This is a genomic window from Scytonema sp. UIC 10036 (assembly GCF_009725235.1).
This window is the reverse complement of record NZ_WJFC01000073.1, coordinates 42,907-57,945: the sequence shown is the minus strand read 5'-3', so window position 1 is coordinate 57,945 and position 15,039 is coordinate 42,907. Positions and strand designations below refer to the sequence as shown.

The 15,039-nt window shown below is 40.2% G+C and carries 11 protein-coding genes and 2 pseudogenes; 9 read left to right on the top strand and 4 right to left on the bottom strand.

Annotation, left to right across the window (positions count from 1 at the left end; genetic code table 11):
* Positions 1-138 precede the first annotated feature (138 nt).
* Positions 139-1,458: an RNA-guided endonuclease IscB gene (iscB, locus tag F7734_RS29665; protein WP_155748161.1), complete on the top strand. Its 1,320-nt coding sequence runs from the start codon at positions 139-141 to the stop codon at positions 1,456-1,458.
* A gap of 88 nt (positions 1,459-1,546) precedes the next feature.
* Positions 1,547-3,706: a serine/threonine-protein kinase gene (locus F7734_RS29660; RefSeq protein WP_155748160.1), complete on the top strand. Its 2,160-nt coding sequence runs from the start codon at positions 1,547-1,549 to the stop codon at positions 3,704-3,706.
* Between the two features lie 105 nt (positions 3,707-3,811).
* Here the strand turns inward: F7734_RS29660 and F7734_RS29655 are convergent, their stop codons facing one another.
* Positions 3,812-4,603 carry a hypothetical protein gene (locus F7734_RS29655; RefSeq protein WP_155748159.1) on the bottom strand — a complete coding sequence of 264 codons (792 nt, stop codon included), beginning with the start codon at positions 4,601-4,603 and terminating at the stop codon, positions 3,812-3,814.
* Between the two features lie 315 nt (positions 4,604-4,918).
* Positions 4,919-5,590: a hypothetical protein gene (locus tag F7734_RS29650; RefSeq protein WP_155748158.1), complete on the bottom strand. Its 672-nt coding sequence runs from the start codon at positions 5,588-5,590 to the stop codon at positions 4,919-4,921.
* Positions 5,591-5,782: 192 nt separating this feature from the next.
* On the opposite strand from F7734_RS29650, the gene F7734_RS29645 reads away from it, so the two are divergent.
* From F7734_RS29645 to F7734_RS29625, 5 genes and pseudogenes are all read left to right on the top strand, one after another.
* Positions 5,783-6,328, top strand: coding sequence for a cytochrome P450 (locus F7734_RS29645; RefSeq protein ID WP_155748157.1), 546 nt, complete (start codon positions 5,783-5,785; stop codon positions 6,326-6,328).
* Between the two features lie 34 nt (positions 6,329-6,362).
* Positions 6,363-6,761 carry a recombinase family protein gene (locus F7734_RS62285; protein WP_207714002.1) on the top strand — a complete coding sequence of 133 codons (399 nt, stop codon included), beginning with the start codon at positions 6,363-6,365 and terminating at the stop codon, positions 6,759-6,761.
* Between the two features lie 256 nt (positions 6,762-7,017).
* Positions 7,018-8,412, top strand: coding sequence for a hypothetical protein (locus F7734_RS29635; protein ID WP_155748156.1), 1,395 nt, complete (start codon positions 7,018-7,020; stop codon positions 8,410-8,412).
* Between the two features lie 161 nt (positions 8,413-8,573).
* Positions 8,574-9,469, top strand: a pseudogene (locus F7734_RS29630) (cytochrome P450); the annotation flags it as partial.
* 160 nt (positions 9,470-9,629) lie between these two features.
* On the top strand, positions 9,630-9,791 hold the full coding sequence (locus F7734_RS29625) for a hypothetical protein (RefSeq protein WP_243147166.1): 162 nt from the start codon (positions 9,630-9,632) through the stop codon (positions 9,789-9,791).
* Positions 9,792-10,086: 295 nt separating this feature from the next.
* Here F7734_RS29625 and F7734_RS29620 read toward each other — a convergent pair whose 3' ends face one another.
* Positions 10,087-10,719, bottom strand: a complete 633-nt coding sequence (locus F7734_RS29620) for a DNA-3-methyladenine glycosylase (protein ID WP_155748153.1) — start codon at positions 10,717-10,719, stop codon at positions 10,087-10,089.
* A gap of 150 nt (positions 10,720-10,869) precedes the next feature.
* On the opposite strand from F7734_RS29620, the pseudogene F7734_RS29615 reads away from it, so the two are divergent.
* Both F7734_RS29615 and F7734_RS29610 read left to right on the top strand, forming a co-directional pair.
* A pseudogene (locus F7734_RS29615) lies at positions 10,870-11,154 on the top strand (carboxymuconolactone decarboxylase family protein); the annotation flags it as partial.
* A gap of 140 nt (positions 11,155-11,294) precedes the next feature.
* The gene (locus tag F7734_RS29610; protein ID WP_155748151.1) at positions 11,295-11,891 is read left to right on the top strand and encodes a Uma2 family endonuclease; all 597 of its coding nucleotides are present in this window, start codon (positions 11,295-11,297) and stop codon (positions 11,889-11,891) included.
* A 94-nt stretch (positions 11,892-11,985) separates the two neighbouring features.
* On the opposite strand, the gene F7734_RS29605 is transcribed toward F7734_RS29610, so the two are convergent.
* A complete protein-coding gene (locus F7734_RS29605) occupies positions 11,986-14,625 on the bottom strand; it encodes an EAL domain-containing protein (protein WP_155748150.1) in 2,640 nt (879 codons plus the stop codon).
* Positions 14,626-15,039: the final 414 nt, after the last annotated feature.

Below are 15,039 nucleotides of genomic sequence, written 5' to 3'. Positions count from 1 at the left end.
CAGGGAAACCCGCACGCCCAGATTTAACAGAGAGGTGCGGGGCATCATAGCCCCCATCGACTCTACCTAAAACAGTGTTGTTTGGAGAGTACCGGATGTAAACAAAGTCGAAGCTAACATTACCCGTAAGGAGGGACTATGTCCAAAGTATTTGTTTTAGATACAGAAAAAAGACCACTTGAACCGATTCATCCAGCACAGGCTAGACAACTTCTCAGAAATGGTAAAGCAGCAGTTTTTAAAAAATTTCCCTTTACCATCATTTTGAAAGTGACTTTCAAAACCGAAAAACCAGTTCAACCTCTGAAATTAAAGATTGACCCAGGTGCTAAAACGACTGGATTAGCTTTAGTCAACGATACTACTGGTGAAGTTGTATTTGCAGCAGAACTAGAGCATAGAGGTTTTGCAATTCGAGAAGCTTTAACTTCTAGAAGACAAATAAGAAGAAGTAGAAGAAATCGCAAAACTCGTTATCGTCAACCACCAAAACACGAATGGTTTAGGAAAGGAAATAAAAAACCTGTTCCCAAACAACGGAGAACCTGGTTAGCGCCAAGTCTAATGAGTAGAGTTCATAACATTAACACTTGGGTTAAGAAGTTAATAAAACTTGCACGCCTTACTGATATTTCTCAAGAATTAGTTAAGTTTGACACTCAATTAATGAGAAATCCAGATATACAAGGTAAAGAGTATCAGCAAGGAACTTTAGCAGGTTACGAAACTAGAGAATGCCTTTTAGAAAAGTGGAAAAGATGTTGTGCCTATTGTGACAATAAAGATGTCCCTTTACAGATTGAACATATGTACCCTAGAGCGAAAGGAGGGTCTAACTCAATAACGAATTTAACTTTAAGTTGCGAGAAATGTAATCTCAAAAAAGGGACTAAAGACATCAAAGAATTTCTCAAAAAAGAACCGGAAAAGTTAAATAAAATTCTTGTTCAAGCTCAGAGACCATTGGCAGACACTGCGGCTGTTAATTCGACAAGGTTTAAATTGTTGGAAATATTAAAAGCAACAGGACTACCAGTAGAAACAGGTTCAGGAGGGTTAACTAAGTTCAATAGGACTCAACAAGAATTAGAAAAAACCCATTGGATTGATGCGGCTTGTGTTGGTAAGTCTACTCCGGAAAAATTAATCATCAAAGGAGTAAAACCGTTGTTAATTAAAGCTTGTGGACATGGAACAAGACAATCCTGTAGAACCAACAAATACGGATTTCCAATTCGTCACTGTGACAGGAAAAAGATCCACTTTGGATTTCAAACTGGTGACATAGTAAAAGCCATTGTCACAAAAGGTAAAAAAGTCGGTGAATATGTAGGACGGATTGCAACTCGTGCAACAGGAAGTTTTAATATCTCAACTAAGGATTTTCTTGTGGAAGGAATTAGTTACAAATATTGCAAAATAATCCATAAAAAGGACGGTTACAGTTATGGGCATTAAAAGAATTGGACTCCAGTTAAAACTGGACGTGTCGCGTTTCCTCCTTGGTCTAAAGACGCAAGGTTTCCACACTCCCGGAGATTTTTAGATGATATGTTGCCTTAATTCCTCGTGTCACAATCCATCCTGTTCTGACGGTACGCAGTTTTGTCCCAAGTGCGGAACTCCTTTAAAAGTGTTGAGAAATCGCTATCGCCCAATTCAGTCATTGGGTGGCGGCGGCTTTGGTAAAACTTACTTGGCACTTGATACTGATAAACTCAACGAAAAATGTGTTATCAAGCAATTTGCGCCTCAAGCACAGGGAACGGGTGCTATTCAGAAGGCAACAGAACTTTTTGAACAAGAAGCAATGCGACTGCAACAGTTGGGAGAACATCCACAAATTCCTACGTTATTTGCATATTTTGAAGAGGATAAGCGCTTGTATCTGGTGCAACAATTTATTGATGGTGAGAATTTATTGGATGAGTTGAAACAGGAAGGAACATATAACGAAGAAAAATTGCGAGAATTATTATCTAATATTCTCAATATTCTTGCTGTAGTTCATAAATATAAAGTTATTCACAGAGATATCAAACCCCAGAATATTTTGCGTCGCAAATCTCCCTCGCCGATCGGAGGAAGTCAGGGGGATATATTCCTGATTGATTTTGGTGCTTCCAAACAGTTAACTGAGACAGTGATGACTCAACCAGGAACAACGATTGGTTCCTTCGGTTATGCCCCGCTCGAACAAATGCAGGATGGGGAAGCATATCCGGCAAGCGATTTATTTAGTTTGGGAGCAACGAGCTTTCAGTTATTGACGGAGATAGCGCCTTGGGAATTGTGGAAGCAACAGGGTTTTGGATGGGTTACAAGTTGGCGGCAATACATGCGTCAACCTATCAGCCAGGAATTAGCGCATATTTTAGATACTCTGTTGCAACCAAACCATGAGCAACGCTATCAGTCAGCAGAGGCGGCTTTGCACGATTTAAACTTGGATTATCAAATCTCTATTTCTGAAGCCCCGCCACCTACAGGGACTTATTACTCTCAACCTTCACCCATACCAACTGAAACCTCTCCTCCAACAGTAACTTATCATTCTCAACCTTCACCTGCTCCAGTTGAAGTCCCACTAAAACAAGCAAGCGATCGCGAAGTTCGTCCCGTACTTAGATCGAATGAGGAACGCATCAAACCTTCGCTACCTTCAATTGTAGATAAATTCAAACAGAAAAATAAATTCAAACTACCTTTTATAGTGAGTAGTGCAATTCTGTTAATGGGTTTTGCAGGATATGGAATGTGGCAAATGACAACCCGTTTTTCAAATACAAATATTCTTTCAAACACAAATCTTTCCTATGAAAAATTGTCACTTGTTAATAGTCTCGAGGGACATAATGATTGGGTGAGTTCTCTTGCCATTAGTCCTGATGGGCAAACTCTGGTAAGTGGAAGTGGAGATAGAAGTATCAAAATTTGGAATTTGCAAACCGGGGGAATCAAAACTTCCTTAAATGGTCATACAGATGGAGTTGTTTCTGTTGCGATCGCACCAGAGGGCAAAACTTTAGTTAGCGGAAGTATAGACGGTACTATCAAAATTTGGGATTTACAAACACCGGGATTGAAAAACACGCTCACCGGGCATAAGGACAGTGTAAAATCTGTAGCGATCGCTCCTGATGGAAAGACTTTAGCCAGTGCCAGTTCAGATAAAACTATTAAGATTTGGGATTTAGAAACAGGAAAGTTAAAAAATACTTTAGGCGGACAAGAGAAAGCCGTATGGCGGGTTGCTTTTAGTCCAGATGGGAAGACTTTAGCAAGTGGAGGTTACGATAATACCATCAAAATTTGGAATTTAAAACCACTATCGTTAAAAGCAACCTTTACCGGGCATACTGATTTGATTTATTCCCTAGCATTTAGTGCTGATGGACAAACATTGGTAAGTGGAAGTACAGACAAAAGTATGAAAATTTGGGATTTGCAAACAGGTCAGTTAAAGAAGACTTTAAATTGGCATAAATATGGTGTTACGTCTGTAGTTATTAGCCCGAATGGCAAGACTCTCTTTAGCAGTAGTTATGACCATACAATCACAATTATGAATTTAAAAACGGGTGATTTTGAAAATACACTCAAAGGGCATGTAGATATGGTTATGGCTTTAGCGATTAGCCCAGATGGCAAAACTTTAGTCAGTGGAAGTGCAGATAAAACGATTAAGATTTGGCGTTTGCCATAGCCTTCAATCCTTAATTAAGGAGCCATCTTGTTTCACACTGTGTTTCGTTTTATTTCTCTCGTGCGTACATTTTTATAAAGCGCTGTTCAAAATATCAGACAGTTATTAATTTTCCAAGTCAATGGGTAGCGAGGGACGGCGAAGCAGATACACAACAAGACCTATAAAAGGTACAAGACGCACTATCCACAATATTGTAGTATCATGCCATTGGCGACGTGCCATGTCATCTGGTACTAGCCATGACTGAAATATCCAGAAAACAAAAAAATCTATCACAAATGAATATGCCAATCGATCCGTAGATAGTATCTGTATCAGAGAATTCCAACGTGCTGTTAAGTCACCAAATTCAGGACGTGCTAGTAGTGCCCAAGCAACAGAAGCAACAATCACTGTTGTTAAAACCAAAGGGAAGGCTCGGCTCTCTGCTATCTTTTCTAAGGTGTTAAGAGAATCTTGAGGGGTTTGGGGATTGGATCTTCTTATTGCTAACCAAGGTAAGTAGAAAACATTTGTCAGTAAAGCAGTACCAATCAGAAATGCTACTATGGGGAAGCGCTGATTGCGACCATCAACAAGAAAACCCCAAAATAATAAGCCCCAGGTGATGAGAATATTAAATAATCCTTCCAGTGCTGGGTTGATGGCTGGTGCAGTGGTTGGAGATAGAAGTGGCATCACAAACCAGAAATTTAAGCTCAAATCTAACGCTTCTTGCAGTGTTTCAGGCTGAATGTACAATACTGATAAGCCCGGTGGTAAATCGCTGAGCAACAGATAACCAATATATATTATCCATGCACCCCATAGAAATATTCTTGATACTGCTGATGTTGCATTTTTTTGCAATAAATCTGAAGTTTCGTTAGATGTTTCATGTTTTTGATTGAGCATAGTTTTCTTTAAAGTGTGCGTTCGCGGAGTGCAAGTTGTACCTAGCTTATCGCATGAATATTTTCCGATATACATTATAAATAAAATACTTGCAATCCTATAGAAAGTCTATTTAAGTTATGAAATACATATAGGTAGGGCTAAAGCCCACCACACAAGGTTATTGGTGGGCTTTAGCCCTACCTACTACTACCTACAGGACTTAAAATTTTTCAAGCGCAATATGCATTCTGTGGCGGAGCCACCGGATCGAGAGGTGAGGCGCTGTCTTTATGTTGTCTTCTCTTTTGCTTTGAGTATGGCTGCTTTCTTGTGCTAATCCAGCAACCACATCTGAGAATTCGTGTTTTCAACAGACTCATCTTTTGGTTTATTGGGCAATTTTGGAATTGTATATGATTTTCTATATTGAACTGATGGTTGGATAGTGCCTTTGTTTGGTTGTGGCGATGGTGGAATAGTACCTTTGTTTGGTTGTGGCGATGGTTGGATAGTACCTTTGTTTGGTTGTGGCGATGGTGGAATAGTGGCTCGTGCTGCTGGCTTTGCTGATGCTTGAACAGTAGCTCGTGCTGCTGGTTTTGCCGATGCTTGAACAGTTTCTTTTTCTTGTTTTAAAACACTTATTTCTTCAGTTAGTTTAGAATTTGCTTGCGCTAGATGAATAGCTGCATTTTTAGCTTCTTCAACTTCTGATTTCAGCCGTTCCGATAATTCTTTCTGCTTTATTAAAGCGGATTGCAAATCAATAATTTTCTCTTGCAAACTGACTTCAGTTTGCCTTGCTTTATCCAAAGATTCTCTTAAATCTTTGACTGTCGCTTCCAACTGTAAATATTTTTTATCTACAGGAGATTCTAAAGTAACTAGGGGTTGTTCGGATTTGTCATTAACTGTGGTTGCAGTAATTTCAATAGTCGGTGTATCCCCTAGAGGTGAAAACTTTTGTGCTTCTTGTTGTAAATCAGAAATTCCTTCCTGCATCATTATTTCCCCTATAACCCTTTAAATTTTTAGCGTTCTGGTGAGATTCTGACTCTAACGGAGACCGATCCACCATTCCTAAATCCTAACCTGTTATCGTTAGAGTGGCGATTATTTTTACTTAGTACTGCTGCTTCCAACTGTTTTTTCTTGCAAAAGGTAGAATTGAGAAGCGATCGATCCCATGATTTACCTATGCAAGGAATATACAATTTGCCAGATGGACCGAAAATGCCTCTGTTTGTGAGGTTAATGCAGTTTATCTTTCAGCCACTGGAATATGTAGAAGGACTAACAAAAAATTATGGTGATAGCATCACCGTTTGGGGGGAAAAAGGAACTCCTATCGTTTATTTCACTCAGCCTCAAGCACTGCAACAGATTTTTACAGCAGATGCTAGCTGTTTGGATGCAGGTAGAACAAACAGGGGTTTATCTTTTTTGTTTGGAACCAACTCCTTGCTCTTACTTGATGGAGAACGACATCAGCGCCAACGCCAACTTCTGACTCCTCCCCTGCATGGCGATCGCATGCGGGCATACGGAGAGACTATCCGCACAATTACCCGCCAAGTCATCAACTCTTGGGAGATTGGCAAGCCTTTGGTTATCCGGGAGTCGATGCAAGAAATCTCCCTACGCGTCATTTTACGAGTTGTATTTGGTTTGAATGAGGGACAGCGTTTAGAAGAACTTCGGCAACTGCTTAGTTCGCTGCTAGACGTAATACCTAATAATTGATTTTTGGGATATATTAGACTATTTTGGGATAAAAGTGACCAATAAGTCTAATATGTACCTATCACCTAAAGAAGCAAGCGAAAGATATAATATCCATCCTAAAACCCTGAGCCGTTTAGCTGACAAAGGGATAATAGAATGCATGACAATGCCTGGTAGCAATCACCGAAGGTACAATGTGAATTCAATTGAAAAACATCTTCAGTTACCGGGAAATAAAAAAACTGTATTATATGCACGAGTTTCTACCCAAAGCCAAAAAGATGATTTACAAGCACAATTATTGTATCTCCAAGAAAAATACCCTGGCAATGAGTGTATCAGTGAAATAGGCTCTGGATTAAATTTTCAGCGAAAAAAATTCTTAGGCTTAATAGAACGAGTTTTATTAAAGCAAGTCTCCTTAATCGTTGTAGCAACAACCATAGACTAGTTAGATTTGGCTTTGATTTTTTTGAATGGCTGTGCAATCTTCATGATTGTGAAATTGTAGTACTTAGCAAGGTAAAACTAAGTCCTCATGATGAATTGATGCAAGACTTCATGTCCATAATGCATTGTTTTAGCAGCCAATTATATTTTCTGCGGCGCTATGAAAAAAAAGTAGAGCAGGATTATCAAAATAGTCTTGCCAAACTAGACAAATAGTAATATATTGGACAGACGAGCTTTGGAGGTCGAGCAAAGTTATGGCATTAAAAAAACAGAAAGGGAAACGTATAGAGACAAAAACTCTACGAGCTAAGTTAATTCGGGATGGCATTGATTTAAACGAAACAGTTCAAGTTTACAGAGATGGTGTGGCTTTTTACATTCAAGTGATTAACCAACATCCTGAATATGTGGATCTTGCTCAAGCCCAGATGCGACAGGCTTATGAAGAATTAACTTTAGGTGAAAATGCCAAATATCCCTTTCTGTATCAGGATATGCCACGAGACTTGCGATGGGATGTAATTAGTACGGCTTGCGGTCATTATAAGTCGTGGCGTTCTAACTACAAAAACTGGGAGGTAAGTGAGGCGAAACGGTTAGCTCGTTCTCTCAAAAAGAATAAGAAACACAGTCCTCACAAACCACCACTACTACCCACAGAAGTGTTTGATAGTCCAACCTATTACAAATACAGTATGTTTAAGGATGACACTGGCAACTCTGTCATTCTGAAAATTAGAAAGAATCACAATTGGGCATGGGTAAGATTTAATTATTCAGCTTATTTGTTTGATGCTGCATGGGGAAAAGGTTGTCCAACCATTATTGTTAAAAGAGATGGTTCTTGTTGGATAAATTGGACTTTAGAAAGATATCATGACGCAACTGGAGGATTAAAAGCATTACAAAACGAGCGAGTCTGCTCGGTTGATATTGATTTAGATGGCGACACAATTTGCATTCTTTCAATTTTAGAACCCGACGTTAACTCAGAAGTACAAGAGGTAGCGAGACACTTCATAAAAGGACACGCTTCTCATGTCAGACGTAGGAAGAGGGCGATAGGGAAGATTGCAAAAAAGATGAATCAAACAGGTATTGTTGGGAAAGGGTTTGGTTGTACTATTTGGTCAAAAATTACTAACCGAGAAAAAAGTGAGGGTTATAGGATTGCATCCCAGATTGCAGAGTTTGCCAACAAGCATCATTGCCGAGTGATAGTGTTTGAACACTTAGGCAATCTACGCCCTCAAAGAGGTAAATATTCTGCTAGGTCAAACCAAAAACGTGCATACTGGTTGAAGTCTAAAATAGTTGATAATACTAGTCATATTGCTAGAACAAAATTCAATATTTTAACTTCCAAAGTTTCACCAAAAAATACTTCAAAGTTTTCTGCTGTTGATAATAGTGCATTAATTAGGACATCAGAGCATCAATTAGCAGACTTGCTAGCCAATAATGAGAGAATATGGCTATCAAGATACAATAACGAGAAGTATACCCCAGGATTGCACGCTATTGCCCAGAACGGATACTGGATTCATTCGGGATTGAACGCCGCTAGAAATATAGGAATGAGGTTCTATCAGCGATCTAAACCCGACGCCAAGTTTGTTATTTCAAAAAGCTTAAGCAGTCATGTTTAAGTTGGCGTACTAGCTATACGCTTTTACGTCAGTCCCATGTGTAGAGGGATGACAATCACCTACCCTTTAAGTAGCTGCTACCATTGCGGTATGCCAATTTTAATAGACGAGTGGTTTTCTAGTAAAACAATGCTCTAGCTACCTGTATAGAGGTGATGCAAAAATGTAAAGAAATGCGGGTTGTCCAATTAATCCCGAATTTCTCCTACACTTCATCAATTCTCCCTTCATGTCTGCTGCCACTTTTTTTGACTTCTTTATGAAGGATTTGGGTGCTTGGAGTCCTTGGGGTCGGGTTTTACGCCAAATACAAAAAATTGACAAACTAATTTATGCTCTGATTCAAGAACGAAGAACCGAATCTCACCAAAATCGGCAAGATGTCCTCAGTTTAATGATGTCTGCTCGTGATGAAAATGGTGAAGCCATGTCTGATGTTGAGTTACGGGATGAGTTAATAACGCTGCTTGTCGCCGGACACGAAACAACTGCTTCGGCTCTAACATGGACATTTTATTGGATCGATCGCTTACCAGAAGTCCGTCAAAAATTACTGGCAGAACTGGCAACTCTTGGTGAAAATCCAGATCCAACTACAGTTACTAAATTGCCCTACTTAAGTGCAGTTTGCCAAGAAACGCTCCGCATTCACCCTATTTTGATGAGTGCTACCCCACGTATTGTGCGATCCCCGATAAATATTATGGGTTATGACTTGCCAGAGGGAGCAGTCATTGTTCCCAGTATATACTTAGCGCACCATCGGGAAGAAGTTTACCCGCAACCAAAGCAATTTAGACCAGAACGCTTTTTGGAGAAGCAATTTTCTCCATACGAGTATTTGCCTTTTGGGGGTGGAAATCGTCGCTGTATTGGTCTGGCATTTGCTCTGTATGAAATAAAACTTGTATTGGCAACAGTACTTTCACAATTTCAAGTTTCCCAAATCAACAAGCATTCCTTGCGTCCTGTACGTCGTGGTGTGACTATGGCACCACCAGCAGGAATGCGGATGGTGGTAAAACCTAGCTCTTATAAACGACAATTGACAGCCTGAAGAGTTAATTCTATGAATACAAGTATCAATCTACCTAACGGTCCGAAAAAGCATGACAAGGATGATTGGAAAAATGACCCTTGGTACACCTAGTACAAACGTATATATAAAATCACTTGAATCTTTTCCCCCTCGCCCCATCACTTGTGAGCAAGAATTGATGGCTACGCAAAAGGTTATTGACTCACTTATTGATAAAGGTGATTTAACATCAGACGAACAAGATTATCTCAATGTTTTGGGTACTTTAGTTCATGAATATGAAGAAAAGCACAAGTCCATACCTGATATTTATGGGGTAGAACTACTCAAAGCTCTATAGCTTTTCTCAGTCTAATGAGGTACACCCCCCTTTCATCCCCCCTTGGTAAGGGGGGACAGAGGGGGGTAATTTTTGTACCTCACTAGGTTGGAATTTGCTGTAATATCTGAGTTTGGTTTACGGCAACAAGATTTAATTCCTATCTTTCAAACTGAATCTATCCTCTCTGAGGTTTTAAATGGTCAACGTCATTTAACAGTAAATCACATACACCAACTTGCAGGGTTTTTTCATATTTCACCTTCTGCATTTTTTGAATTATAAAAGTGCTTGATTTTTTTATACTATTGGTAGGTTACAGGGTTTTTGCGGATTTCCTTTCCAGATAGTAATGCCATAAAATTCTTGCTGCAACAGCACGCCACGGTCTCCAAGTTTCTGCGATCGCTTCAAGTTCATCTGGAGTTGGGCGTACTGTCCAACCTTTAATTTTTTGTAAGGCTACAGCCAGTGCTAAATCCCCTTTAGGAAAAACATCAGGACGTTGTAACGCCATTAGCAAGTAAATATCAACAGTCCAGTCTCCGATCCCTTTAATGCGCTTGAGTTCGGTTCTAATAACAGTTTCGTCTAATTTTTCTAGGTGAGTTAAATCAAGCTGATTGCAAGTAATTGCGTTTGCTAACGAACGACCATAAACTATTTTTTGCCGACTAAACCCAATTTCCTTCAATTGCGTATCGCCAAATGTCAGAAAATTTTCGGGTGTTAGAGGCACAACAATACCACACAAACGTTCAAAGACAGCCCTTGCAGCAGCTAAGGATACCTGCTGTTCTAAAATAATTTGGAGGAGTGTTGGAAAACCTGTTTCTCTCCTCCAATGCGGTGGATGTCCAAAAATGTCTAAGATGCGAGCAAAATCGCGATCGCGACTGGCGAGTTCCATCAAACCCAGTCTCAGGTTTTCTTCTGTTAATATCGTCATTGGTCATTGGTCATTTGTCATTGGTAAGGGGTTTAGGCGTATAAACATTTTGTAATGTAGTTATATTTATTTCCGCCTAGCTACTTAAAAGGCACCATTAGACCGATAATACCTGAAGCTAACAGACATAAACACTTGTAGATAGAGCACATGACTAAGCTTATTGAATACGAACAAGCTAGCGATGAAGTTCGCTCAGTATACGATGACATTCGTGCTATCCGTAAAACTGATTACATCAACAACTTTTGGAAAGCTATAGCCAACCATCCCCCTACTTTACACCGGACTTGGCAAGCAGTGAAAGAAGTTATGACCGCTCCGGGTGAACTCGATCCACTGATGCGCGAGTTAATTTACATAGCGGTGAGTGTTACAACTGGTTGTGAGTACTGCATTGCTTCACACACAGCCGCCGCACGCGCAAAGGGGTTGGGGATTTCAGGTGTATTACATGGGACTACCTAATTTCCCTGGCTCTTCCTCTTTACGTCCACAATTATACATCATATACGCCGGACTCACAGACACTCTAAAATGCCAAAATAGAATTAATGCCGTGAATAATTAGATTTATGGATATTTCACTTTTAGATCGTGCGATAGAAGAAAAATTAGTCACTCTCAGAGATGTCAGTTGGGAGCAATTTAAAGGAATTGAGGCACAGCTAATCGATAACCGTAGTGTCCGGCTATCTTATTTATCAGGAATTTTAGAAATTATGTCCCCAGTTGGTCTCAGACATGAACGTGTAAAAAGCACTCTCGGTTTGCTGTTAGAAGCTTATATGAAAGTGTTGGGCATTCGATTTTACAGAAGTGGTGGTTTTACCATAGAAAAAACTGGTTATGCTTCTGGAACACCTGATGAGTCTTACTGCATTGGCACTGATAAAGAAACTCCCGACATCGTAATTGAGGTCATCATTACCAGTGGTACCATCGACAGAAGGCAATTATACAAACCCAAACAAGTTCCCGAAGTTTGGTTTTGGAAATCTGACACAATTAGAATATTCCATTTAAACGATAAGAGTGAATATGAGGAAGTCGAGCGTAGCAGCTTCTTCCCCAATTTAGATCCGAATGCGTTGCTGCCATATATCGCCATGCCCGACCAGTACGACGCCGTTCAAGAATTCGAGCAGTTTTTGCGATCGAAACTCCCTTAACTCAAGTTAAAAACGCAAAAACTCGGATTTTTGCGTTCTTAAAGTGAGAGCGCGTCACTATACGCCGGACTCACATATAAAACCTTCTTAGCCCCTACTCCCTACCCCCTTTTTGCAAAATTTCAGTTACTTTTTGAGCGGAAAGGGGTCGATAGAACAAGAAGCCCTGTACATCTTCGCAGTTGACAGACTTCAAAAACTCCAGTTCTTCTTCCTTTTCTACTCCTTCGGCAGTTAACCTCAAGCCCAGACTGCGTCCCAAAGTGACTATTGCCTTAATGATATGAGTGACTTTGACATCTGTTGTTAAATTTTTAACGAAAGAACCATCAATTTTGAGGTTGTGAAGTGGTAAGAGTTGCAGGCGCGAGAGGGAGGAATGACCGGTACCAAAATCATCTATGGAAAGGTACACTCCCATTTCCTCCAGTCTTTGTAGCACCTTCCTGGTGAAATCAATATCTTCAATGGCGGTAGATTCGGTAATTTCTAGCTCTAAAAATTGTGCCTCTAGTTCCGTCTGTTTTAAAATCATCGCCACTGTTTCTACCAATTGAGGCTGACGGAATTGTTTGAGGGAAAGATTCACTGCCATAGTTATGGGAGGTAAGCCCGCCTCTTGCCACATTTTGTTCTGCTGGCAAGCTGTCCGCAAAACCCATTCTCCAATGGGGATGATTAATCCACTTTCTTCCGCAAGGGGAATGAAAACATTAGGCGCTACCAATCCCATTTCTGGGTGTTGCCACCTTATCAAAGCTTCCATTCCTGTAATCTTTCCTGTTAAAATATTAACTCGCGGCTGGTAGTATACGACTAGTTCATTTCGTTCTAAGGCATGGCGCAAGCTTTTCTCTAAAGTCAGAATGTTGGGCGTTTTAGCACCCAAACAAGCAGTGTAAAATTGGTGGTTGTTTCTTCCCAGTTCTTTTGCTTTGTATAAGGCTGCATCTGCATGTTTTATCAAAGTTTCGGAATCGGGGCTGTCTTCATTTAGTAGGGCAATACCAATACTGCCACTGATGTACAGTTCGTTACCATCAACATAAAAAGGTTTCTCTAGTGCTTGTAGAATTCTCTGGGCGACTTGTACAACTTCGTCAACAGAAAGAATTCGAGGCAGTAAAATAATGAATTCGTCTCCTCCCCAACGGGCAACTGTGTCTCCTGCTCTTAAGGAATCTCTGAGTCTTTGAGCAACATTGATTAAAAGTTGATCTCCTAGTGTGTGTCCTAGAGAATCATTGATGGTTTTAAACCGATCTAAATCGAGGAACAACACGGCTAAACTTTCCCCAATCCGAGATGCATTGGGTAGAGTTTTGGAAAGTATCCCGTCAAATAGCAAGCGATTTGGTAACCCAGTTAACATATCGTGCAGCGCTTGATAGCGAATTTTTTCTTCTACCTGTTGGCGGAATTTTGCCGCGCTGATGCTAACTGCCATAGTTAAGAGAGCAGATTCTTCATGCTTGGACCAATGGCGATCGCTGCAACAGTCTGCTAATCCAAGATATCCCCAAAATTTGTCTTCCAGGCGCAGGGGTACTAGAAGTAAGGATTGAATGCCACATTGAACAAGGAGTTCTTGTTCGGGAGCGGGAAACTCTTCTATCAATCCATAAATAGATTGTCCGCTAGAAAGAATTGCATACCAACGAGATAGACCGCAACTATCGTAAGGCAGATTTTGCCACTGAAAGCGAACAGAGTCAATGTTGGAATGCGTCCATTCAAACTGCAAACTCACAGCCATTTCTTTAGTTTTAGGATGGTAATGGTTCTCAAACAAGAAAATGCGGTCTACTTTAGCAGCTTCACCTAATGTAGCTAAAGCTTTGTCAATAGCTATTTCGTAGTTCAATTCTGCTAGCAAATAATTGGTCGCTTCTGCAACGGCTTGCAATAAGCGATCGCGTTGCTGTAATTCTGCTTCTACTTGTTTTTGCTCGGTAATATCTCTAATAATGAAGGTTCTAATGAGATCGCTTTCGGGTAAGTAGTGAATGGATTGTTCAAAAACTTCTCCGTTCACTTCTACCTCCCGAATCAAAGAGTTTCCCTTCCAGTTTTGGACTATAGCAGAAAGCCCTGCTGAGATCGGATGATTGTTGTCAAATTGTTTGAGATTGGGAAATTTGGAAGCCGCTGCTGGATTGAGATAAGTTATCTTGCCTTGCAAATCTGTCTCAATAATTGGATTGGGAATTAGTTCAGGAAAAGAAGCTAAACGAGCCAAAGCCACCTCAGTCGCTTCTTCAAGGATGTTATTGGAAGAACCAATGATAGTTTCAAAAGGATTTGCAGAACTTGCTTGCTCTGATATGAGTTTATGTATATCTTTTTCCTCACAGTACTCAGAGAATGCTTCTTCAGATAAGTTAGCAACAGCGTAGTACCTAGCTTGAGCTTGATTGCTACCAAACTCAATAACATCGCCATGTTGGAGATCGTGCGAAAAACATTGTTTACCATTGACAAACAGACCGTTAGTACTCCTCTTTCCCTTGAAACTGCCATCAATAATTCGAAAGCAACACTGGTCCGTTTCTGGAATAGTGACTCGCAATAATATGGCGTGTTGTCTGGAAACCGATCGAGAACGAAGGACAATGGCGTTTCTTAAATCCCGCCCAAGAGAATATGTTGCCTCCTTTAGGGGGATAGTGCGCTGTCCTTTGAGATCGTTAACAATCAAAAGGTGGCGTATTTTTTCCCTCTCATCTTTTGGCATTGCTCTTCCTTATATTCCCACGTCTTTTATTGGGATAAAGAATACTGTTTGAAGAAGTTGTGACATACATTTGGTGCTATTGCCTTGAAAAGCTACTTCAATCTGCTTTACTACACGCATATAAAGGTCATTCGTAAGCGTTCTTCGATGTCATTAACTCGTCTAGCATGAGGATGCGTAGTTGACGAATCAATTGACCTCGGAGAGAGTCTTAGCCACGATCGACTTCAACGAATCAAGTCGTTGCTAGGTTGGCTATTTTGTAATGCTGCACTCTGGTTAGCTCTTAAATACCTAGGATAAAAGTAAACACCTAATATATCACACTGTATATTTGCTGAATTTTTCAGCGAAGAAAGAAAAGAAGAAAAAATCACCTGACCAGTCATCAATACTTGTCGGTTAAGCTCAAAC

Excerpts from the sequence above, each read along its gene's own strand:
- F7734_RS29655 (WP_155748159.1), bottom strand. The coding sequence starts at position 4,603 with ATGCTCAATCAAAAACATGAAACATCTAACGAAACTTCAGATTTATTG.
- iscB (WP_155748161.1), top strand. The coding sequence starts at position 139 with ATGTCCAAAGTATTTGTTTTAGATACAGAAAAAAGACCACTTGAACCG.
- F7734_RS29645 (WP_155748157.1), top strand. The coding sequence starts at position 5,783 with ATGCAAGGAATATACAATTTGCCAGATGGACCGAAAATGCCTCTGTTT.
- F7734_RS29605 (WP_155748150.1), bottom strand. The coding sequence starts at position 14,625 with ATGCCAAAAGATGAGAGGGAAAAAATACGCCACCTTTTGATTGTTAAC.
- F7734_RS29650 (WP_155748158.1), bottom strand. The coding sequence starts at position 5,590 with ATGATGCAGGAAGGAATTTCTGATTTACAACAAGAAGCACAAAAGTTT.
- F7734_RS29625 (WP_243147166.1), top strand. The coding sequence starts at position 9,630 with ATGGCTACGCAAAAGGTTATTGACTCACTTATTGATAAAGGTGATTTA.
- F7734_RS29610 (WP_155748151.1), top strand. The coding sequence starts at position 11,295 with ATGGATATTTCACTTTTAGATCGTGCGATAGAAGAAAAATTAGTCACT.
- F7734_RS29635 (WP_155748156.1), top strand. The coding sequence starts at position 7,018 with ATGGCATTAAAAAAACAGAAAGGGAAACGTATAGAGACAAAAACTCTA.
- F7734_RS29620 (WP_155748153.1), bottom strand. The coding sequence starts at position 10,719 with ATGACGATATTAACAGAAGAAAACCTGAGACTGGGTTTGATGGAACTC.
- F7734_RS29660 (WP_155748160.1), top strand. The coding sequence starts at position 1,547 with ATGATATGTTGCCTTAATTCCTCGTGTCACAATCCATCCTGTTCTGAC.